Source organism: Acinetobacter calcoaceticus DSM 30006 = CIP 81.8, from assembly GCF_000368965.1.
In the GTDB taxonomy this organism is placed as follows: domain Bacteria; phylum Pseudomonadota; class Gammaproteobacteria; order Pseudomonadales; family Moraxellaceae; genus Acinetobacter; species Acinetobacter calcoaceticus.
The window spans coordinates 922103-942197 of the sequence record NZ_KB849780.1; the positions used below are offsets into that span (position 1 = coordinate 922103).

A 20095-nucleotide genomic window follows, 5' to 3' on the forward strand; every position below is an offset into this window, starting at 1 on the left:
TATGACCATGACAACAATTACACACCAAACAGCCGAGACCCAATTCATTGAAGTAGATGGAGCAAATTTTGCCTATCGTCGATGGGGTAATGCAAATACAGAGCAACCACCGCTATTTTTTCTTCAGCATTTCCGAGGTGGTTTAGACAATTGGGACCCATTGATTACTGATGGTTTAGCACAAGGGCGTGAGGTCATTTTGTTTAACGGTCGCGGCGTTGCTTCATCTACAGGCCAGCCCCGTACTCGCATTGAAGATATGGCAGACGACGCGGCAGCAGTCATTCGTGCATTAGGCTTAAAGCAGGTTGACCTATTAGGCTTTTCACTGGGAGGGTTTCAGGCACAAGATTTAGTACGCCGACATCCTGAACTCGTCAGAAAACTAATGCTTTTAGGTACTGGACCAAGAGGTGGTAAACCACGTGGAGATGATCCAGAAGTCGCCGCTTTGGTATTGAAGCATGCAACAACTGCTGTGCCTTCTGAAGAAAACTTCCTCTTTTTATTTTTTGGCCGATCTGAAGTTGCTATTCAGGCGGGTCATGAATTTTGGCAACGTCGCCATGAGCGTAAAAACCAAGATCCAGCAAGCTCAGTTGAAGTCATGCAGGCACAGATAGAAGCTAATATGCATTTTTTACCTAAACTTGATGAACAAGATCCTTTTGCACATTTACGTGAGATTAAACAACCTACTTTCATTTTAAATGGTGTCGATGATGTGATGATTCCGACCATCAATGCATATCACATGGCACTTAACATTCCAAATGCTCAGCTATTTATTTATCCCGATGCATGACATGGTGCCCAATTTCAGTACCCTGAACGCTTCGTAAAACATGCAATACAGTTTTTAGATGAATAATGCCCATGAGTTCGGTCCATTCAATTTGATGAATCAAGAAGATAAAAATGATGAAATTTAAATTATTGCTGTGGATGCTGACCAAGCTCATGCAGCGTGCTGTAAAAAAGAATCCGAAATGTGCAGCTTATGTGAAAGATAAAAATGTCATCTTTCAGATTCAAACAGCAAGTGGTGAAGGCCGCTATTTCGAAGTGAAAAATGGCAAGATTAACTCTTACTCAGGGCTAACCAAGTCACCAAATTTTACCTTTACGTTTAAAACGGGTAGCAAAGGGTTTGCCGTGTTGTCAGCCAAAGACAGTGTAAACACTTTTTTAACTGCACTTAAAACACAAGACCTTGTCATTACCGGAAATTTTGTGGATGTGATGTGGTTTCAAAGTTTAGTGGACTTTATTCAACCCTATTCAAAACCCTCTTTAACTGTGTGAGATAAGCCATGACTCATCTGCAATTAAAAACGAATCTTTTGAATCAGCCTTTAACTTTACCGAATGGTGTCATCATTCCAAACCGCTTAGCGAAGGCTGCAACCAGTGAAACTTTAGCCAGCTATTCAAATAATCCAAACGAAAAACATGTTCGGCTATATCAGCGTTGGGCAGCATCAGGGATTGGGATGATCATAACTGGCAACATTATGATTGACCGTAAAGCCTTAGGTGAGGCTGGAAATGTGGTGGTTGAGGATGAGCGTGATTTTGCAATTTTACAGAAATGGGCAAAAACCGTGACCGAACAAGGTTCTCAATTATGGGCACAGTTAAATCATCCGGGAAAACAATCACCCAAAGGATTAAATGTACGTAACATTTCTGCATCGGCAGTGCCATTTGGTGCAGAAATGCAGTCTTTATTTGCAACACCTGATGAAGCGACACACGAAGAAATTTTAGAAATTATTCAGCGTTTTGGGCGTAGCGCTGCGATATGTAAAAAGGCTGGATTTAGTGGAGTCGAGATTCACGCTGCGCATGGTTATCTAATTAACCAGTTTTTGTCACCTTTGCACAATTTAAGAAATGACGAGTGGGGTGGTACACCAGAAAAACGTCGCCGTTTCTTGATGGAAGTTTATGCAGAGATCCGAAAACAAGTCCGTAAAGAGTTTCCTATCGCGATTAAGCTTAACTCGGCAGACTTTCAAAAAGGTGGGTTTACCGAGCAAGACTCGTTAGAAACCATTCAGGCATTAGCGAATGCAGGCATTGACCTGATTGAAATATCGGGTGGCACCTACGAATCTGGAGTAGCCAAAGCTCCACAAAAAGCATCGACAATCGTACGCGAAGCTTTCTTTATTGATTTCGCAGAAAAAGTGAGAACACTCGTAAAAATGCCGTTGATGGTAACAGGTGGATTCCGAACTGTAGAAGGTATGGATCAAGCGTTGCAGTCACATGCATGTGATGTCATTGGAATTGCAAGACTTATGGCAATTGAACCTGATGTACCCAAATTTTTACTGGCAGGAAAAAATGGTTTTCAGTCAGTGCAACCCATCAAAACAGGCATTAAGAAAATTGATAGTCTGGGGATTATGGAAGTACTTTGGTATACCCAACAACTCAAACGGATTGGGAAAGGTAAAGAGCCGAAACCTAAAGAAAGTGGTTTATGGGCATTTATTAAATCAGTTTTACTCAGTAGTTGGGGAACCTATGCAACCCAACGTAGCCGAGCAAAATAACCACTTTATTCTGACTAGGATAAATTGCCTGAAACGCTCGGGCAAAAGAGTTTGAGTCCTCAAAAGTCTAATAGAAAAGATATTTCAGCACTAAAAGTGTCAAAACTGCCAAGTAGATACTTAAATATTTACGCAATTTACTCATTCTTTTTTAAGGATATGAAATGAAAAATTACTTATGTAAATGGATCCCACCACGTGCGGATTTTCTCGGAACGATGTCTGACGATGAGAAGAAATGGATGGGACAGCATGGCGATTTTTTAAATAAACTTCTCGATCAAGGCGTTATTGTCGCCCATGGTCCCGTTATTAATGATGGGAATGGGTACGGCCTTTCGCTTTACCAGATTGCAGATGACGAGGATATCGCTAGCTTCACGTCACAAGACCCTATCGTAAAAAATGGTGTCGGCCATTATGAGCATTACGTCATGCTTCATTTGGCTTCACACGTCTAATTTCTTAAATTTATAGAAGATATTATTATGAATATTAACGGTTCAGTCGCACTTGTTACAGGTGCAAATAGAGGGCTGGGTGCAGCTTTTGTACGTGCATTACTCGCTGCTGGTGCCAGCAAAGTCTATGCGGCAGCACGTGATCCATTGAGCATAACAATTGAGTCAGGTGTAGTACCTGTTCGTTTGGATGTGACCAGTCCAGATGAGGCTGAAGAGTTAGCACGAAAACTGGGCGACGTAAATTTATTAATAAACAACGCAGGTATCGGTGGATATGGGGCTATTCTTTCTTCATCATCTATCGATTTACTTCGGGATCAGTTCGAAACAAATGCAGTTGGGCCACTGCGGGTAACTCAGGCATTTGCACCAATTCTGGCTACTCACCATAGCAGTGCTGTAATCAATGTGATCTCAGCGTTAAGTTGGGCTACTTTACCTGGAGTTACGGGTAGTTATAGTGCTTCAAAAGCAGCAGCTTGGGCTTTGAGCAATGCTATGCGACAAGAGTTAAAAGCACAGGGAACAGCGGTTTTGTCGCTGCATGTTGCTTTCATGGACACAGACATGGTTCGTGGATTAGCTGGAAATAAAACTTCACCTGATGTTATTGCACAAATGACAATAGCTGCTTTAGAGAGAGGGGAATCTGAACTCTTAGCAGATGAGATTACCCAAAACGTGCATGCTGGACTGACAGCCGAAACGCCAGTTTATCTAGGCATGCTTGAGTAAATTAATAATGAATGGATATAACAAGCTGTAATCTGTAAAAAGCACTCTAACTGAGTGCTTTTTTATATTTATATTATTCGCTTTTTAGGCGAATAGGGCGAGTGCCAATTTCAGCTCCCGTCATTTGGTCTAACACAATAGGTTTGATTTCAGTACCTTGTTCTGCATCAAGGAAAGTCACCATTTTTTCAGGCTGTTCATAAGGTTTGTATTTTCGACCCCATGCGCCAATCACAAATAAAACAGGTAAGAAGTCTTTGCCTGCTTGAGTTAATACATACTCTTCACGTGGTGGGTGTTCAGAATATTGTCTTTTTTCAAGTAAACCTTCATCTACCAACACAGATAAACGTTTTGTTAGCATTGTAGGTGCAATACCTAAACTTTTACGAAACTGATCAAAACGAGTAGATCCTACATGCGCATCTCGTAAAATCAACATGCTCCACGCATCACCGAGCACAGAAAGGCTTCGGGCGATTGGGCAGACTTCTAGATCGATATTTTTACTCATATAACATTAATCAACTGAATGGTGACTACTAAAAAAATAGTAACACAAAGTAGCGAATTAAGCGAGTTTGAATGCTTAATATACAATAATAAGTCTATGTCCTGAGTCAATTTTGAACTATGTCTGCACTAGGCTGACTTTCTAATAACTTGGATAAATTATTTTCAAGCCAAGTAGTTAAATCAAAAAGTCGTTCGGAAGCCTCTCGTCCAAAGTCTGTTAATTGATAATCTACACGAGGCGGTATTTCTGCATAATCCTGACGTACGATAAAACCATCGTGCTCAAGCGTTTTTAGGGTTTGTGCTAACATCTTTTCACTAATGCCATCAATAATTTTCTTTAACTCATTAAAACGCAGACGTTGATCTCGAAGTGCAACTAAAATCAAAACACTCCAACGGCTAGTGAGAGTTAATAAAATTTTTCGAGAGGGACAATCTGCTGCAAAAACGTATCCTTTCATCGCGCACCACCTTAATTACAAAAGTTTACATTTGTTTCTAAACTTACTTTTAGGTAAGTACTTACTTTTAGTAAGTTAAGGTACTACGATGATTGAAATATATCAACTACATTAGATGGAGATCATCATGCGTATTGCAGTTACTGGTGCATCAGGTCAACTCGGCCAATTGGTTATTTCTCAATTACTCGAACGGACTGACGCAAAAAATATTGTCGTATTAGTTCGCAGTCCAGAAAAAGCATCAGATTTAAGCTCAAAAGGGATCGACGTGCGTGCTTTTGATTATGGCCATGACGCAGATAAACTTTCGGTTCAATTGGCTGGTATTGATAAGCTTTTATTAATCTCATCGAGTGAAGTTGGTCAACGTACAGTACAACACCAAAATGTGATTAATGCGGCAAAACTTGCAGACGTAAAATTTATTGTTTACACGAGTTTATTAAACGCAGATACATCACCGCTTCTATTAGCACAAGAACATGTTGAAACTGAACAATATTTAAAAAAATCGGATATCCCATATACGCTATTACGTAATAACTGGTACAGCGAAAACTATGCAATGGGACTTGCACAAGCAGTTGAGCATGGCAAAATTTTTGGGGCAACGCATCACGGCAAAATTGCTTCTGCTTCACGCTTAGACTATGCGACTGCCGCCGCTGTGGTATTAACGCAAGAAGGGCATGAAAATAAAGTTTATGAACTAGCAGGTGATACGAGTTATACCCTTGATGATGTTGCAAAATGGGCAAGTGAAATTAGCAAAACAGAAGTAATTTACCAAGACCTACCAGAAGAGGAATATAAAGCGCTCTTGGTACAAGTGGGTATACCAGAAGGGTTTGCTGGCATCTTGGCAGATTCAGATGAAGGTGTATCTAAAGGCGGCTTGTATAGTGATAGTAAAGATCTACATCAGTTAATTGGTCGTGCCACTACAAGTATGCAAGAGACGATTAAAGAATTCTTGTCTTAAGTTAACGCTATAACTCTTATCTAAAAACAAAAAGGCTTAAATTGTTCGGATTTAGGCCTTTTGTATATTTTAATAAATACGGCTTTCATAAAGTCGGGATAGACCAAATTATTGAGTCAGTAAATAACAACCAAACCAAATGCTTTGAAGCACGATGCACACGTTTGTTTGTGATAGTTTAGTTTTTATATTTCTTTCTTTCGAAATTGGATTGGCGTCATTCCTGTCCATTTTTTGAAAGCCCGTGTGAAATTTGTAGGCTGTATATAGCCCAAATAAAGCGCAATCTCTTGTATTTCCATATCACTATTAAGTAATAAGTTTTCAGCTTCTTTTTGTTGTGCTTCTTCTAATAATTGCACATATGAAGAACCGACTTGGCTTAAGTGTCGTCTCAGTGTGCGACTAGACATATTTAAGCGATTCGCAATTTCATCAAATGTGGGGTAACCCAGTTGTGGTTTTAAATTTAACTCTGCTTTTACGGTCAGGCATATATCTTTAATTTGTTCGGAAAAGCGGAGTTGCTCAGCTTCACATTGGGCTAGAGCTTGTTTGAAAGCAATTGGATCTGCCATTTTAATAGGTAAATCTAGAAGCTGTTTTTTATACCGAATTTGATTAGTCGGTTGATTAAAATGAATAGTAGGTAATAAATGTTGATAAGCTTTGTGATAGCTGGGTTCTGACCAGTCGACCGATAGCTCAATATCAGCTAAATCATGTTCTCTTAAAAATTGACCAGCTTGAATCACGCCAATCATCAAACACTCATAAAAAAACCGTCTTAGCGTTTCTGCTTGTGCGGCTTGATTGCTGACAACAGGGTGAGTTTCTTTAATTTCAATAATTGAAAATTCATGCTCATCTAGCAGGGCAATACGATAATCTTTTAACCGCATGTTAAAGAATTGTGTTGAAACCTCAATGGCCTGCCGTAAATTGGGGCTGCTCATTAAGGCATATCCCATTGGCCCATGGGCAGTTAAACGCAGTTTTATTCCATACTCATATCCCAAGCCAGAATCTTTCGACAATATTATGCTTTCCCATGCCAGTTTAGACCATTGCATAGGGGTAATTCGGGCGTCTAATTGGTCTAAAAGTGTTAAGGGAATTTTACTTTTTTTCAAAATTTCAAGCGCAGAAAACCCTTTGTCTACCATAATTTCTAATAATAAATGAGCATAAGAAATTGGAATGCTGGCTTTGGATAGCCCATAAGGATCCTTCATATTCTTTTTTTGTTGTGGCCGAAAATGATTATCAGTATGTCTGATCTACATCTCACGCTCAAGTTAAAACTTCGGAATAATCAATTTATTCTATTTTGAGCAAGAATTATGAGCCTACCTATTCCACGAGCCTCATCTCGCGTTGTGATTACAGGTGCTTCATCGGGCATTGGTGAAGAGTTAGCAAAACAGTTCGCTTTACGAGGCTATTCCTTAGTTTTAGTCGCTCGCCGTGTCGAAAAATTAGAAGCACTGGCTGAAAAACTAAAAGCTGAATATCAAATATCTGTAGATTTATATCCATGTGATTTGGGAGATAGACAAGCTAGAGCTAAGTTTCGTCAGTATTTAGAAGGTATTGAGGTTTCAATTCTTTGTAATAACGCAGGTTTTGCGACTTTTGGACGTCTTCAAGAGTTAGATGCAGATCGAGAGCGTGAAGAAGTCGAAGTCAATAGTGTGGCAATTCACGACCTGACTTTAGCCGTGTTGCCACAAATGCTCAAACGAAAATCTGGAGCAATACTGATTGTAGGCTCTACTTCTGGTCATCAACCCACTCCGGCAAATGCCACATATGCGGCAACTAAAGCATTTGCAAACTCATTTGCAGAGTCTTTACATAGCGAACTAGGTGGTACAGGGGTGACCTGTACTTTACTTGCTCCGGGTCCTACTAAAACAAGTTTTAATGAAGTTGCTGGAATTACCAAAATTGATGGAGTCGGTGGCAATTTTGTTTGGGTGACGGCTGAAAGAGTAGCGAAAGAAGCGATTCAAGGCATGGATTGCAATCGCCGTATTGTGATTCCCGGTTTTATTGCGCAGGCGCAAACTTTTGGGGGACGTTATACCCCGCGCATCATCTTGCTCCCAATTCTGAAACAAGTATTTTCGAGATTAAAATCATGAGACAACTCATCAATGACTTACGTGTGCCTGTAGGTTTAGCCAATCTTGGCAATAAGCTTTATCACAATGCGCAGTATTTGACGGCTGTTGTTGAAGTGGATGAAAAAGCGATGGCTCGTTGGTTACCGTCTGGGATGACACTGGTTCAACCTGCCAGAGCTGATTTGTTCTGTGCTTATTTCCCAGAAAACGTCTATACAGGTGCTTACCATGAAGCGGGTTTATTTGTTCATATTAAAGTAGGCAATAAAACAGGAATCTTTTGTCCTTGGATGATTTTAGACGATGACCGCGCCATGATTATTGGACGTGAGTTGCTGGGCTATCCTAAAAAAATGGGTGAGATTAGTTGGGAAAATGACGGCAAACGTATTGTTAGCAATGCTTCACGCCGTGGTACGACACTCATTGAAATGGAAGCTAAGCTTGGTGAAGTCATTGATGATGCACCTCCAATTTTAGGATTACCACATCGTAATATCACAGGTGGATTAGGCCTTGGTTTACCACGAGAGGTTCGATTTACTCCGAAAGAACATCCACTTGAAGTCCGTCGTGTAGAAATGAACTTACGTTTTACGGGTACTGAAAATGATCCTTTACATAATATGGGGCTGGGCAAAGTCATTGAAGCAAGATTGCATCGAGTTGATTTATCAGGTGGGTTAATTCCGCCAATTCAAATACCTCGTCTACGCACGCCGTTATTTTTATTGCGCCAATTTAATCCTCGCGTTTTATAGCTGGAGAATAAAGATGAATACGTTCTTTAAGTCAAAACAAACACAAGATTTTTCTAAAATCTCGGCTTCAATTGATATTCCTGTAAGAACAATGGATTTTAATTTTCCAGATGAAATTCCTGAGTTCTGGTTTAATAACAATGCCTTACTCACAATGTTATTGACTGCATTATCGGGCGCATTTCCAGATGGCGAACGTCAATTTATTCATAGTGTACGTAATTATCAGGCAAAAATCGAAGATCCTGTTCTGCTTAAACAAGTTCGTGCTTTTATTGGTCAAGAAGCACATCACGGTAAAGAACACGACGCGCTCAATGCGGTCATGCTGAAAAAAGGCTATCCCGTAGATCGAATTTATAAGCGCTTTAAAAAGATGAATCGCTTAATGCAAGAGCAATTCTCTACAGCTCATCAGCTTGCATGCACCGTATGTATGGAACACCTCACAGCAATTCTAGCTGACTATTTTATTAGTACCGCGCCCCAAGATTTAGAGTTGTTTAATACTCATGTCAGAAAAATCTGGGCATGGCACGCGATTGAGGAAACAGAACATAAGGCTGTAGCTTTTGATGTATATCAGTCTTTGGTCAATAGACCTTATTTCTTGCGATGGGTGATGATAGAAACCACGCTTTCTTTTCTTGTCATTACCACCAGAGGAACGGCAGAACTGTTACGAGCTTCTGGAAAACAACTAGATTTAAAAGAACTCTATGAAGGTCTTCGTTATTTGTTTGGAGGACAAGGTCTAGTCAGACGTATTGGTAAAAATTATCGCGATTTTTTCTCCGCAGATTTTCATCCTTGGCAGCATGACAATCGGGAGATGATGAACTTATTAAAAAAACAATATTTCAATGAAGAGCTGTTGAAATAATCAAAAGTTGATGCTTATTCAGCACCTACAGAACAAACAATTTTAGGAATAATTACCATGGCACAGTCTACATTTACAAATTCTTCGCTACAGCAACCATTAAAATTGGCATGTGGCATAACCATACCAAACCGTATTGCAAAGTCGGCCATGAGTGAACAATTGGCAGATCGACACGGTTCTCCCACCACAGACTTACAGCAACTTTATGCAGCATGGGCAAGAGGTGGAACTGGGTTGTTAGTTACGGGTAATGTGATGATTGACCATCGTGCTTTTGTTGAGCCACGAAATGTCGTTTTGCAAGATGAGCAATTTTTACAAGCCAATAAGTTATGGGCTCAGGCTGCTAAGGCCAATGGCAGCAAAATTATTATGCAGATTAACCATCCGGGTCGTGTTGCGGTTTTGCCACTTTTGAAAAAGCCGATCGCGCCCTCAGCAGTCGGGCTTGATTTACCTGCTATGAATATTATTCGTATTCCACGAGCGATGACTGAAGCAGATATTTTAGAGCAAATTAAACGCTTTGCTACAACCGCAGAGCTTGCTGTTAAAGCAGGGTTTGATGGCGTACAGGTTCATGCCGCACATGGTTATTTACTCTCGCAATTTTTGTCACCACTCTCAAATGTTCGAAACGATGGGTGGGGAGGAAGTCCTGAAAATCGACAACGTATGTTGATTGAAACTGTACGAGCTGTTCGCCAAGCGATTGGCAAACATAAAATACTAAGCGTAAAACTCAACTCAGCCGATTTTCAAAAGGGCGGTTTAAGTCAGGAAGAGTCTTTAAAAATTGCATTAGCTTTAGAAGCAGAAGGGATCGACCTATTAGAGATTTCAGGTGGGAATTATGAATCTCCTGCCCAGTTAGGCTATGCGCCTGATCGTTCTGCTCAACGTGATGCATATTTTATTGACTATGCCACCGCACTTCGTAAGCAAAGCAAATTACCCCTGATGTTAACAGGCGGACTGCGTGATGTAGATTTTATGAATCACATTGTTGCAAATGGTACGGTTGATTTAGTTGGGTTGGCTCGGCCTTTTGCAATACAGCCCGATTTAGCCAAACAACTGCTAGCCGGAAAATCAGTATTAAAACCAGCAAAAATTCCAGCGGTTGGATATAAACCAGTAGATGCTTATTTGCAACTCGGTTGGCACGCAGCGCAATTTCGCCGTATTAGCAGTGGGCAACAACCGAAAGCAATTAAGGGATTAATCCGTACATTGATTGCCTTTGGTCCACGTATGGGTTTTAACATTTTGACTCAAGATTAGTGGTAAAAGCTTTTGATATAAGGAGTTGTTATCATGAATAGTTTAATCAGACAAAACCATGTCATTGTTCCGCGGCGTCCTGTATTTAATTTTAATGAAACACCATGTCATTGGATTTATGATGATCCAATCGTTTCACAAATATTAAATTCAATTAACCCGATTACACCTGCACCAGAACGTTGGTTTTGTCAGACGTTTAGAGATGCATTGCCTTATATTAAAGATGAAAAACTTAAAGAGGCAGCAATTGCTTTTATTAAACAAGAGGGCGCTCATAGTTATGGGCATACTCTAGGAACACGGCACATAGAGGCGTTAGGGATTGATTTAAGTCGTTATACCAAGATGACGAATTGGATATTTAATGACATGATTGGCCCGAAACCATTAGGCTATGAATTGAAGCATCCGCGCTTAAAGTCGATGTGGCTAACGACCCGATTAGCAATGGTGGCTGCTGCCGAACATCTAACAGGAGTGTTAGGACATTGGGTTCTCAATGCAGAGGGACTACAACAAGCACCTGTCGATGTAGAAATGTTACGTTTATTGCAATGGCACGGAGCTGAAGAAGTAGAGCACCGTGAAGTAGCCGATGCAATGTTTAGATATTTTAGCAATAGCAATATACTTCGGGTTGGGGCGGCTGCTTTCACATTCCCGCTATTTATTGTTTTGGCTTATGTTGCTGTCGAAAATCTAGTAAAACAAGATGTGCAATTACCACATCGTTTTCGTTTTAAAGATTATTTCCGAGCAGCTCGACAAGACCGTGTGCCTAAGGTTGACGATATAATACGTGCCTGTTTGCGGTACTTTAATCCTCATCATAATCCTTTAAATGAGGGATCGACTGAGCAAGCATTGGTATTTTTAAATGATGGTAATTACAAACAAGCCACTTAACTGGCTGTTGTAAAAGTAAATTGTTAAGCCAATATTTAAGGTTTTTCTTAATTGTGTAATTAAATGAAAAATTAATTCTGCCAATATGGTGGCGAGCCGTAGACCTCAGCAAAATAATCAATAATTACCCGAATATTTAAAGGCGGATGACGCACATTAGGATAAATTGCTGCGATGTGCTGGGGTTGCGATTTAATAGATGCTTCATATTCCGGTAAAAGTTTTATTAATTTGCCATCCTTTAAAGCCTCACCAATTAACCAGTCAGGAAATAAAACTATTCCCATCCCATTGAGTGCAGCCGTCATTAAGCTCTCAGCATTATTTGAAGCGAGTAAAGGCACAATTGGATAATGTATCCACTCCTCATTTGGCTTTCTAATTAACCAACGGTTAGGTCCTTCAAACCCTTTATAGACTAAACGTTTATGTTCATTGAGTGCTTTGGGATGATCAAGCGCGCCGTATTTAGCAATGTAAGCAGGAGAGGCTGCCAAATGATATTTTTGTGTGCCGAAAATACGTGCATGAAATGATGAGTCTGTCAGGGTTCCAATACGAAAAATTAAATCGGTACTATCCCGAAGTGGGTCTATAAATTCATCTGTCTGAATCAGTTCTATTAAAAGCCTTGGATAACGCTCTGATAAACCCGCTAACCAAGGCGCAATATGCCTTTGACCAAAAAATACGGGTGCATTAATTCTGACCAGTCCAGTGGGTTCTACAGTTTTATCCTGCAATGCCTTTTGAGCTTCATCAAATTGCTCTGTAATTCTTTTGGCATACTCAAAAAATAATTTACCCGATTCGGTCGGTGTGATTGCTCGTGTATTTCGATAAAAAAGTTGCTGCCCCAATGCATCTTCTAACTGTTGAATGGTCCGAGAAATCATCGATGCCGACACATCTTCTTTTCTCGCCACCATAGAGAAGTTTTGAGCATTGTATACACTGATAAAAAAGCGAAGGGTACGAATATCAATCGAATTAGTTAAATTCATCTGTGCAATTTTTGCAAAAGTGATTCATGAATTATGCTGTTTTTCTGCTGAATTGACTACTCTAAGATTCATTGCCTAAATAAAATGAGGCAATATTTGATGCAAATTCTATTACTGTTCCTAACCATTTTGGGAGGAATGGGTCTATCCGTAGAAGCTGGGCTTTTAGGGCCATTAGGTACAGAAGTTGGGGAGTTGTGGGCCACTTTTAGTATTTTTGGAGTAGGGGCAGCACTTACTTTTTTATTGATGTTGTTTTTTAGTCCACGTAACAGTCCTTCATTTTTTACTCTTCCATCTTGGCAGTTATTGGGAGGCGTTATTGGTCCCATCTACGTCATTATTCTCACCATTACCGCGCCGATTATTGGTATTGCCATGACAATGATTGGAATTTTGGCTGGTCAAGTTTTTAAGAGTCTGATTATTGATCATTATGGATTACTCGGAACTTCGCATAGAAAAGTAGATCGAAAACGTGTGCTTGCGCTTGTTTTTATTGTGGTCGCACTTTCATTAGTCGCAAAAGCATAAGAGGGTAATATGGCGATATTCATGATTTTACTAGCAGTCATCGGCGGTGCTCTTTTAAGTGTTCAAGCCGCAATTAATGGTCAGCTTGGCAGTAAAGTTGGCGTATTTCGTAGTGCATTTTTGACGTTTTCGGTAGGAGCTTTAATTACAGCATTGCTTATATTTTATTTCGAACCAAAACAAACATTAACACTGCTAGATGTACCTAAATGGCAATTGCTCGGAGCAATGTGTGGCGTTCCCTATATTGTAATTATGGTTTTAGCTGTGCAAAGAATAGGGGCGGCAGTTGCTACGGTTGCGGTGATTTTTGGGCAACTTCTCATGAGTATGTTGATTGATAATTTTGGTTGGTTTGGCAATGAAATTCTGCCTTTTTCAACATATAGATTGGGCGCACTTATCTGTTTGGCAATTGCTCTTTATTTTATCTATTCAAGCAGTAAAACAATTCAAATTAAACCTAACAGCTAACTTGCTTATAAAACATAAGGGTTTTATTAAGCCAATATTTAAGGTTTTTCTTAATTGTGTAATTAAATGAAAAACAATAATTAATTAAATAATTTCTAGCCAATTTCACATTGACACCTTAAATATTGAAGATTACCATTTGCAGGCTGGCCACATTGCCAGTCGGTTGTCGCAGACCGCATAATAACTCCCGCATCAGAGCTTTTCCTTCTGAGGAATAGCCTTGTGTGGTGTACCACTCGTTCCCTCCCGTAGCGGTAGGACGGGAGAGGGACACCTTCGGGTGTGCTAGTTTGAGTTATTACTAGTCTGCGAACCCTCTTCCGTTCTGCCACCATAATTTAAAATGTCTGGCAGAACTCCCAATAGAAGGAGTTGGCTTTGCACATTCATTTTTTCTTGGCAGTCTTTGCCAAAAGCTATATCGACACAACTTAAACTTTTAAAACAGTTTGATCGCCATTGGGCTTTTCAGACTTTAATTCGTCACGACTAAAAACTTAGCAACAATAAAACTTGAGATGTGCCAAGCATAGTCTTTACGGCTTTGCTGTGCCTTTTTTTCTCCCAAAAAAGTATCTCTTTTAGAAACAACAAGAATTTATAACGGTAAAACTATGCCAACTTTAGAAACATCTTCCAAAAAACTACAGGTAATTCACACCGCAATAGAGCTGTTTAATATCTATGGATTCCACAATACGGGCGTGGACTTAATTGCCAAAGAATCCAAAATTCCTAAAGCTACTTTTTATAACTACTTTCACTCAAAAGAGCAGCTTATTGAAAGGTGCGTATCTTTTCAAAAAAGCCGATTGAAAGAAGAAGTGCTGGCAATTATTTACTCAAGCCGTTACCGAACCTCAAGCGATAAACTCAAAGAGATTATTGTTTTACATGTCAATTTTAATAGCTTGTACTATCTATTGCTTAAAGCTATTTTTGAAATTAAACAGATTTACTCTCAGGCCTACCACATGGCAATTGAATATAGAAAATGGTTACTTCGAGAGCTTTTTGATCTGGTTTTTAGTTTGGAAAACTGCTCGTTAAAACCAAGTGCTGATATGGTTTTAAACTTAATTGATGGCTTGATGTTCCAGATTTTAAGCTCAAATCGTTTGGATGAAAGGGATGTGGTGGTGGAAAGGTTTTTTGGGGGGAAGTGATGATGTTAAGGATGGGTTAGCTGTGTTGCATTGTCGGTATGGGTTTATTGGGTATAATTAGTCAATTTCATATACTTAGCTTAAGAATATTACAATGGATGCTAGTGGTTTATTTACCGTATTAGGAATTTTTATTGCAATTATTACTTTGATTTCTGAAGAAAGAAGACAAGATTTTTTCTTAAGGGCTTCAATTAAATATTGGCTATTTTTTATAATTTTGAATCTTATAGCGCTAGGCTTAATTTATTCAAGTGTTATCATTTCTGTCTTACAGATAGAACCATTTGAATACATATGGGGATTTGATGAAAAAACTGCAGTTTTGAGCTGTGTCATTTTAATGGGATGTCTTTTTAATTATAAATTGTTTGGTAAAAAATTGCCCTCTACGCAATATAAAAATTGGGTTGATAATTCATATAGCCTGCTAAGAGTAAAAAAATATCATGTTTTGAGTTATCTACTTGAAAAGTATCTTGAACAATTTCTAAATATAATAAATAAGAGAACGAATTATGAAAAGTTTATTAGCATTATTTATAAACATTCAAGGTTAAGTACTCATGAACTGTTACAGTTTCCGGCAATACAGGTTAGCAAGGGGCGTAAGTTAAAGTTTTTAATTTTGGAAAAATTTTTATCAATTCTACCAGAGGAAATTGGAAATAAATCAAAAATATTTAAGTCAATTGAAAGATTGCTAAAATCATCAAGTTTCTTAGATTATTTGATTGAAATACATCCAGTCATTCCAGTTAAATTAACTTCAAGCCCATCTTTTTTGTGTGTAGATGAGTTCACAGATAATTTCTTTAAGGGTCTTATTGCTAATAAACATAGTCAGCTATATCGTGAGCTTAAAGATAATCAGCATTATATGTCTGCAACAGGATATCGTATAGAACCTGAAAACTTTATTTTGAATTATTATTTTTCAGATCCTAATAATGCAATAAAAGCAAATATATGGAAACCAGTAGGTGATTATATTTGTGATTTTATTAAGCAGCAGAAAGGTAAAGATAACTATTATAATAGTTATTGCGAGTCTTACATTTATACCGACGAACTCTGGGAGTGTCCAATTTTTGTGGGAATACAATTCTTTGATGTAATGGTGAAAAGTGCAATTTATAAAAAAATTGATGATAAAATGTGGTTGAAATATTACGAAATCTTTCTTGATGAAATTTTAAAAAATCTTGATAGAACTGAAAACTCTGAGAATTGGCAAGAATTTCCATTGAAATTTGATTATCTAATATACAACTTAGTATCGAATTGTTCTGACTGGGTTAATGCTGCAAATTATCTATACAATGATGAAGTTAAGAGCATTATGGCTGTTCAGTCAGCAAGTGAATGTTTAGGGATGATGATAAGAAAATTACTTTTATCTGATAAGTTTGATGAGAGTAAAAAAGTATACTATTTAGAAATTATTTTGAAGTTAATGAAAGAATTAGATTCTAAAGGTCATGTAAAATTATCTAAAGAAATATATTCTTCAGTGATTGGTGTAACTATGTTTAGTTCAGCGGATCCAGATTTATCGTGGCTGAAAAATATTTATCGTGATGTTGATCACGTCTTAAGGTTGTCAGGCTCAACTTTTGATAATGAAATAAAAAAAGTACCTTAAGGTACTTTTTTTATTTTAGATATATCGATTGGCTTTGTATATTCTTCTGGGAGATATACTATGGCTACCTGTTTATAAGGACTTATTCCATAGCATTTATTATTGCCACATAAGATTGGGTGCATCAAAGTTTTTTTACCATTTCTAGTAATATATCCTAGGTTCTCTATTGGTTGAGTTGAAGTCAGAATATCTAAAACTTCTTTTTCAACGGCTTTAACCCCTTGAGAATAGTGGTATAAAATTAAACCCAAAGTAAAAATTAGCATAAGTATGTAAAAAATACACAAGCCCCAAAAGCTGTTTAAAAAACCTTTTATTTCATTTTTAATTTTAGAAATTTTTGACTTTGTAAAAACTTCTGCTTTACCTAAGAAATCTTTAAAATGTATTTTTTCTTTTTTATATTTTATATACCAAATAAATATAAGAACTAAAAACAAAAATATAATTAATTCACCACCCACTATTATTAATTTTGATAATGTTTCTAAAAGAAGTAAGGCAGTATTTAAATATCCAAATAACATTACTTCTGGATAGTCCAAGCTTAAAGAAAAAATTTCAATATTTAAAGGTTCACAATAACCTGCATAGCGGGCGAATTGACAGGCATATACTAATGCGGGTAAGTAGATAAGAAAAAAAGATATACGTTTTAAAAACTGTTCCATTATTTTTCCATTAAATTTTCTATGAAATGATTATGATTCAAGAGTGGGGTTGTAAATTTCTGGTATTTATTAAAATTTTTTCCCGATCTTTCTCAGCATTCACAATATGCATTTTCTTATGGCAGTTTGGGCAAAGTGCAACAGTATTTTCGACGGTGTCTGGTCCACCATGTGCCAACCATTCAATATGGTGAGTTTCCAGATAGGGCTCACCATTTTGGTCTTCAAAAGGGGCAGGCTGTTCACAGAGTTGACAAATGCCATTTGCTAAACGTTTTGCAAGCTGGGCAATGGCATCTGAACGAATAAAGTATTTCGTCTTTGTATTACGGTAGCTGACTTGCGTTTGTGCGGTAGCATGGGCATCTGCTATCAATTGCTCAATCGATTTCTTCTTATACTTACGCTGCTTTTTCTGACTAGTTCGCTCTATGGTCTCTACGCTAATCGCCATATTTGAATCAGATAATTTAACCGGGAATATCCAGACTAACCGATCTTGTTTATTGGCATCAGGTTGAACTTTTTGATATGGATCTGCTACGAGAGTAACAGGACCTTGATAGATATATTCTTTATCGACAAACACTTCAAAAAGATGGACAGAAACACCATTACTATTACTTTCAGCAAGTGTTCTATTTTGACTTATTAATCCCTGGTCACCGAGCTGGCCCATGCCGGTGTAATGCAGCTCATCACCGATCCATCTATCTTCGTAGATGGACTCGACATGGTTTGAGACAATGATAAGGGTATTGGTCTTTTTGGATCTACGCATTCCGCCCTGAGGTGAGCAAAGGAAGTAATCACGTAATCCAGCATTATCTAAAATGGTACCTGGTTTTAATTGTCTAAAATCTTTCAACATGCTGTAGTCTTATTATCAAGTAAGTATTTCACGATGGGGATATCAGCAGCAGCCCAGTCGAGCTGTTCTAATTCATCGATAGTGCACCATTGTACATCCTGGTGCTCACTTAAAGCCAATTCTTCAATAGTCTTAGTCACGCACATAAAAGTGGCCAGCTCAATATTAAAGTTGGGGTAGCCGTGCTCTACAGTTAATAGATACTCTGTTACTTCTATATCAAGATTAAGCTCTTCTTTAATTTCTCGAATGAGCGCTTGCTCGAGTGTTTCTTCAGCTTCTACTTTGCCACCCGGGAATTCATACTTATTCGATAAATAGGGATACTTATGCTCACCTTTAAGGGCGCATAAAATTTTATCCTGGTGCCAGATGACTGCAGCAACGACGTCTAGAGATTTCATTTTTGTCTCGTGTAATTATCAAAATTCAAATCGAGTTCTATTAAATTTAATCAATGATCGTTAATGGTCTTCTATTAAATTTAAATAAAAACTTCCATTGGCGTAATTCAGGACACTCGATAGGATAGTAATCATTCATAATATCGAGGAAATTTTGATTAAATCCAGCTTCTTTAAAAAGCTTTAGTTTTGAGTTAAAAGACTGTTCTCCATAATGTTCTTTAGTCGCTTGAGTCCCGTAAGCAGGTAACCATTCATAAAACTCTAGCAGGATTTTTACTCGTTGATTAGTCTTCATCCCACATTTAAGTGTTCTCTCATAATTTTTATAATAATTCAAAAGTTTGGCCTGAATCCAATTTCCATTAAAGAAAAGGTGGCCCTCAAATGAACCAGATTCGAAACTACCTTCGATAATGGTATTGTTGTGTGTCCCTTTAAAAGATGTAGCTGGTAAATAAGTACTAAAGCTCATATTATTTATGTTATTCAATGATTTATTTAATCCTAGCACTTATAAAAATATGAGTAAACGTAACTATAGGTAAAATATGATAAAAAGATATTTAATTAGTGGGCTATTTGCTATAAGTCTCAGCATGAATATCCATGCAAATGAGGAGACTCTAAGTGCTCAAACCACTAAACCAGGACCAAAAGATCTAACAGCAGAGGCACGTATAAAACTATATAAAAATGGTTCGTTCGAGGTAGTTCTTACAAAGAGTAGTGGTGATCCAGTGCAAGATGACAAAATTTTAAAAATGATTAGAGCTGCAAACTTTAAGAAATTTCAGGAAAAGCTAAATCTTAGATATAAGAATTTGGATTACCCAGTTTACTTCAGTCAACCATTTATAATTACACCTGGTACAGACAAAGTTAAAACCGAAGAATAAATCTATTTTTTGCGTTATAGTGGGCGAAGTCCAAGAAAATTGCACTATTGTCCTAAGAGAAAGCTCATAAAGATATGGGCTTTTTTATTACACATTGCTTAAAATATATACAGAAACCTCGCTAAAACGAGTTGGAAGGCTACAAACGCGAATGATACTTTAAGTTTCACTCTTCCCAATAAGTGAGGTGAGCAATGAAATTGTTAGCTTTGTTCAGTATGGGAGTTGCAGCGAGTTATTGGTATGAAACTATAAAAAATAGCAAGCCAGCTCTTCTGAAACCAACTTTTGATGAAATAGTAAAAAACTTTGTATTAGCAGAATTTAATGCCTAATACATACCGTTAATTTTAATTAAATAAAAAGCTCATCGGAAGGTGGGTTTTTTTTATTGTTATGGATTTTAGAATTGTCTTTTAGAATAAATACTCAAACTCACTTGTTTATTTAGTTGTGTTGAACTAACAATGCTAAAAAACAGGGGGGTAAAGAATGAAATCAAGAATTGACTACATTCCGAATGAGGACCAAGAAGAAGAATCTTTGCTTACAGCAAAGATTGATTCGGAAATTGAAAAATTAAGGAAAAGAAGTGATGAGCGACTGCTATCCTATATTGATGAGGAGAAAAATATTAACTTTAAAATTCAGATAGAATCTGCAATAAAGAGTTGATATAAAATTTTTATCAATTATTTTGATACTCGATCAATAAAAAATTCTG

25 protein-coding genes and 1 pseudogene are annotated in these 20095 nt (G+C 37.8%); 18 read left to right on the plus strand and 8 right to left on the minus strand.

The annotated features are described in order from the left end of the window. Positions 1-7 precede the first annotated feature (7 nt). From F936_RS09270 to F936_RS09290, 5 genes and pseudogenes are all read left to right on the plus strand, one after another. Positions 8-871 (plus strand): annotated as a pseudogene (locus F936_RS09270) (alpha/beta fold hydrolase). 47 nt (positions 872-918) lie between these two features. Continuing rightward, a complete protein-coding gene (locus F936_RS09275) occupies positions 919-1305 on the plus strand; it encodes a hypothetical protein (protein ID WP_005046868.1) in 387 nt (128 codons plus the stop codon). Between the two features lie 8 nt (positions 1306-1313). Next, entirely contained in the window at positions 1314-2564 is a 1251-nt protein-coding gene (locus tag F936_RS09280) for an NADH:flavin oxidoreductase/NADH oxidase family protein (RefSeq protein WP_005046869.1), read from the plus strand. 164 nt (positions 2565-2728) lie between these two features. After that, the gene (locus F936_RS09285) at positions 2729-3025 is read left to right on the plus strand and encodes a YciI family protein (protein WP_003651927.1); all 297 of its coding nucleotides are present in this window, start codon (positions 2729-2731) and stop codon (positions 3023-3025) included. A 27-nt stretch (positions 3026-3052) separates the two neighbouring features. Further along, positions 3053-3763, plus strand: a complete 711-nt coding sequence (locus tag F936_RS09290; protein ID WP_003651926.1) for an SDR family oxidoreductase — start codon at positions 3053-3055, stop codon at positions 3761-3763. A 73-nt stretch (positions 3764-3836) separates the two neighbouring features. Here the strand turns inward: F936_RS09290 and F936_RS09295 are convergent, their stop codons facing one another. Together F936_RS09295 and F936_RS09300 are read right to left on the minus strand one after the other, a co-directional pair. Beyond that, positions 3837-4277 carry a winged helix-turn-helix transcriptional regulator gene (locus F936_RS09295; RefSeq protein WP_003651925.1) on the minus strand — a complete coding sequence of 147 codons (441 nt, stop codon included), beginning with the start codon at positions 4275-4277 and terminating at the stop codon, positions 3837-3839. A gap of 106 nt (positions 4278-4383) precedes the next feature. Beyond that, on the minus strand, positions 4384-4743 hold the full coding sequence (locus F936_RS09300) for a winged helix-turn-helix transcriptional regulator (RefSeq protein WP_003651924.1): 360 nt from the start codon (positions 4741-4743) through the stop codon (positions 4384-4386). A 127-nt stretch (positions 4744-4870) separates the two neighbouring features. Here F936_RS09300 and F936_RS09305 point away from each other — a divergent pair, with 127 nt between their 5' ends. Next, the gene (locus F936_RS09305) at positions 4871-5728 is read left to right on the plus strand and encodes an SDR family oxidoreductase (RefSeq protein WP_003651923.1); all 858 of its coding nucleotides are present in this window, start codon (positions 4871-4873) and stop codon (positions 5726-5728) included. 185 nt (positions 5729-5913) lie between these two features. Here the strand turns inward: F936_RS09305 and F936_RS09310 are convergent, their stop codons facing one another. After that, positions 5914-6963, minus strand: a complete 1050-nt coding sequence (locus F936_RS09310; RefSeq protein ID WP_005046870.1) for an AraC family transcriptional regulator — start codon at positions 6961-6963, stop codon at positions 5914-5916. Positions 6964-7071: 108 nt separating this feature from the next. Here F936_RS09310 and F936_RS09315 point away from each other — a divergent pair, with 108 nt between their 5' ends. From F936_RS09315 to F936_RS09335, 5 genes are read left to right on the plus strand one after another with little or no spacing between them, the layout of a single operon-like run. Next, positions 7072-7875, plus strand: a complete 804-nt coding sequence (locus F936_RS09315; RefSeq protein ID WP_005046871.1) for an SDR family NAD(P)-dependent oxidoreductase — start codon at positions 7072-7074, stop codon at positions 7873-7875. Continuing rightward, entirely contained in the window at positions 7872-8618 is a 747-nt protein-coding gene (locus F936_RS09320; protein WP_005046873.1) for an acetoacetate decarboxylase family protein, read from the plus strand. Before F936_RS09315 ends, F936_RS09320 begins: the two co-directional genes overlap by 4 nt. A gap of 13 nt (positions 8619-8631) precedes the next feature. Then, on the plus strand, positions 8632-9501 hold the full coding sequence (locus tag F936_RS09325) for a metal-dependent hydrolase (protein WP_005046876.1): 870 nt from the start codon (positions 8632-8634) through the stop codon (positions 9499-9501). 57 nt (positions 9502-9558) lie between these two features. Further along, positions 9559-10788: an NADH:flavin oxidoreductase/NADH oxidase family protein gene (locus F936_RS09330; RefSeq protein WP_005046877.1), complete on the plus strand. Its 1230-nt coding sequence runs from the start codon at positions 9559-9561 to the stop codon at positions 10786-10788. Positions 10789-10821: 33 nt separating this feature from the next. Further along, complete coding sequence (locus tag F936_RS09335) at positions 10822-11697, plus strand: metal-dependent hydrolase (protein WP_005046878.1); 876 nt, start codon at positions 10822-10824, stop codon at positions 11695-11697. A 71-nt stretch (positions 11698-11768) separates the two neighbouring features. On the opposite strand, the gene F936_RS09340 is transcribed toward F936_RS09335, so the two are convergent. Continuing rightward, a complete protein-coding gene (locus tag F936_RS09340) occupies positions 11769-12701 on the minus strand; it encodes a LysR family transcriptional regulator (protein WP_005046879.1) in 933 nt (310 codons plus the stop codon). Positions 12702-12800: 99 nt separating this feature from the next. Here F936_RS09340 and F936_RS09345 point away from each other — a divergent pair, with 99 nt between their 5' ends. The 4 genes from F936_RS09345 to F936_RS09360 all read left to right on the plus strand — a co-directional run bounded on the left by F936_RS09345 (position 12801) and on the right by F936_RS09360 (position 16523). After that, on the plus strand, positions 12801-13235 hold the full coding sequence (locus F936_RS09345; RefSeq protein ID WP_005046880.1) for a DMT family transporter: 435 nt from the start codon (positions 12801-12803) through the stop codon (positions 13233-13235). A 9-nt stretch (positions 13236-13244) separates the two neighbouring features. Further along, entirely contained in the window at positions 13245-13709 is a 465-nt protein-coding gene (locus tag F936_RS09350; protein WP_005040330.1) for a DMT family transporter, read from the plus strand. Between the two features lie 617 nt (positions 13710-14326). Next, entirely contained in the window at positions 14327-14878 is a 552-nt protein-coding gene (locus F936_RS19445; protein WP_005046881.1) for a TetR/AcrR family transcriptional regulator, read from the plus strand. A gap of 94 nt (positions 14879-14972) precedes the next feature. After that, a complete protein-coding gene (locus tag F936_RS09360; protein ID WP_005046883.1) occupies positions 14973-16523 on the plus strand; it encodes a hypothetical protein in 1551 nt (516 codons plus the stop codon). On the opposite strand, the gene F936_RS09365 is transcribed toward F936_RS09360, so the two are convergent. The 4 genes from F936_RS09365 to F936_RS09380 are packed head-to-tail and all read right to left on the minus strand — an operon-like array spanning position 16520 to position 18947. Beyond that, on the minus strand, positions 16520-17197 hold the full coding sequence (locus F936_RS09365) for a hypothetical protein (RefSeq protein WP_005046885.1): 678 nt from the start codon (positions 17195-17197) through the stop codon (positions 16520-16522). The two genes, F936_RS09360 and F936_RS09365, sit on opposite strands and share 4 nt — an antisense overlap. A 37-nt stretch (positions 17198-17234) precedes the next feature. Beyond that, positions 17235-18068: an HNH endonuclease gene (locus F936_RS09370; protein ID WP_005046888.1), complete on the minus strand. Its 834-nt coding sequence runs from the start codon at positions 18066-18068 to the stop codon at positions 17235-17237. Next, positions 18062-18472, minus strand: coding sequence for a (deoxy)nucleoside triphosphate pyrophosphohydrolase (locus F936_RS09375; RefSeq protein WP_005046891.1), 411 nt, complete (start codon positions 18470-18472; stop codon positions 18062-18064). The genes F936_RS09370 and F936_RS09375 overlap by 7 nt, the downstream gene beginning before the upstream one ends. A gap of 46 nt (positions 18473-18518) precedes the next feature. Further along, on the minus strand, positions 18519-18947 hold the full coding sequence (locus F936_RS09380; protein ID WP_005046892.1) for a hypothetical protein: 429 nt from the start codon (positions 18945-18947) through the stop codon (positions 18519-18521). Positions 18948-19023: 76 nt separating this feature from the next. Here F936_RS09380 and F936_RS09385 point away from each other — a divergent pair, with 76 nt between their 5' ends. The 3 genes from F936_RS09385 (at position 19024) to F936_RS09390 (ending at position 20046) form a co-directional block, all read left to right on the plus strand. After that, positions 19024-19371 (plus strand): TonB C-terminal domain-containing protein, encoded by a 348-nt coding sequence (locus tag F936_RS09385; protein ID WP_005046900.1) that lies wholly within the window; start codon positions 19024-19026, stop codon positions 19369-19371. 194 nt (positions 19372-19565) lie between these two features. Beyond that, positions 19566-19706, plus strand: a complete 141-nt coding sequence (locus F936_RS18775) for a hypothetical protein (RefSeq protein WP_005040355.1) — start codon at positions 19566-19568, stop codon at positions 19704-19706. A gap of 157 nt (positions 19707-19863) precedes the next feature. Then, a complete protein-coding gene (locus F936_RS09390; protein WP_005046901.1) occupies positions 19864-20046 on the plus strand; it encodes a hypothetical protein in 183 nt (60 codons plus the stop codon). Positions 20047-20095 lie beyond the last annotated feature (49 nt).

Bases quoted from the DNA above. Each gene is read 5' to 3' on its own strand.
- F936_RS09275 (WP_005046868.1), top strand. From the start codon at position 919: ATGATGAAATTTAAATTATTGCTGTGGATGCTGACCAAGCTCATGCAG.
- F936_RS09280 (WP_005046869.1), top strand. From the start codon at position 1,314: ATGACTCATCTGCAATTAAAAACGAATCTTTTGAATCAGCCTTTAACT.
- F936_RS09285 (WP_003651927.1), top strand. From the start codon at position 2,729: ATGAAAAATTACTTATGTAAATGGATCCCACCACGTGCGGATTTTCTC.
- F936_RS09290 (WP_003651926.1), top strand. From the start codon at position 3,053: ATGAATATTAACGGTTCAGTCGCACTTGTTACAGGTGCAAATAGAGGG.
- F936_RS09295 (WP_003651925.1), bottom strand. From the start codon at position 4,277: ATGAGTAAAAATATCGATCTAGAAGTCTGCCCAATCGCCCGAAGCCTT.
- F936_RS09300 (WP_003651924.1), bottom strand. From the start codon at position 4,743: ATGAAAGGATACGTTTTTGCAGCAGATTGTCCCTCTCGAAAAATTTTA.
- F936_RS09305 (WP_003651923.1), top strand. From the start codon at position 4,871: ATGCGTATTGCAGTTACTGGTGCATCAGGTCAACTCGGCCAATTGGTT.
- F936_RS09310 (WP_005046870.1), bottom strand. From the start codon at position 6,963: ATGAAGGATCCTTATGGGCTATCCAAAGCCAGCATTCCAATTTCTTAT.
- F936_RS09315 (WP_005046871.1), top strand. From the start codon at position 7,072: ATGAGCCTACCTATTCCACGAGCCTCATCTCGCGTTGTGATTACAGGT.
- F936_RS09320 (WP_005046873.1), top strand. From the start codon at position 7,872: ATGAGACAACTCATCAATGACTTACGTGTGCCTGTAGGTTTAGCCAAT.
- F936_RS09325 (WP_005046876.1), top strand. From the start codon at position 8,632: ATGAATACGTTCTTTAAGTCAAAACAAACACAAGATTTTTCTAAAATC.
- F936_RS09330 (WP_005046877.1), top strand. From the start codon at position 9,559: ATGGCACAGTCTACATTTACAAATTCTTCGCTACAGCAACCATTAAAA.
- F936_RS09335 (WP_005046878.1), top strand. From the start codon at position 10,822: ATGAATAGTTTAATCAGACAAAACCATGTCATTGTTCCGCGGCGTCCT.
- F936_RS09340 (WP_005046879.1), bottom strand. From the start codon at position 12,701: ATGAATTTAACTAATTCGATTGATATTCGTACCCTTCGCTTTTTTATC.
- F936_RS09345 (WP_005046880.1), top strand. From the start codon at position 12,801: ATGCAAATTCTATTACTGTTCCTAACCATTTTGGGAGGAATGGGTCTA.
- F936_RS09350 (WP_005040330.1), top strand. From the start codon at position 13,245: ATGGCGATATTCATGATTTTACTAGCAGTCATCGGCGGTGCTCTTTTA.
- F936_RS19445 (WP_005046881.1), top strand. From the start codon at position 14,327: ATGCCAACTTTAGAAACATCTTCCAAAAAACTACAGGTAATTCACACC.
- F936_RS09360 (WP_005046883.1), top strand. From the start codon at position 14,973: ATGGATGCTAGTGGTTTATTTACCGTATTAGGAATTTTTATTGCAATT.
- F936_RS09365 (WP_005046885.1), bottom strand. From the start codon at position 17,197: ATGGAACAGTTTTTAAAACGTATATCTTTTTTTCTTATCTACTTACCC.
- F936_RS09370 (WP_005046888.1), bottom strand. From the start codon at position 18,068: ATGTTGAAAGATTTTAGACAATTAAAACCAGGTACCATTTTAGATAAT.
- F936_RS09375 (WP_005046891.1), bottom strand. From the start codon at position 18,472: ATGAAATCTCTAGACGTCGTTGCTGCAGTCATCTGGCACCAGGATAAA.
- F936_RS09380 (WP_005046892.1), bottom strand. From the start codon at position 18,947: ATGAGCTTTAGTACTTATTTACCAGCTACATCTTTTAAAGGGACACAC.
- F936_RS09385 (WP_005046900.1), top strand. From the start codon at position 19,024: ATGATAAAAAGATATTTAATTAGTGGGCTATTTGCTATAAGTCTCAGC.
- F936_RS18775 (WP_005040355.1), top strand. From the start codon at position 19,566: ATGAAATTGTTAGCTTTGTTCAGTATGGGAGTTGCAGCGAGTTATTGG.
- F936_RS09390 (WP_005046901.1), top strand. From the start codon at position 19,864: ATGAAATCAAGAATTGACTACATTCCGAATGAGGACCAAGAAGAAGAA.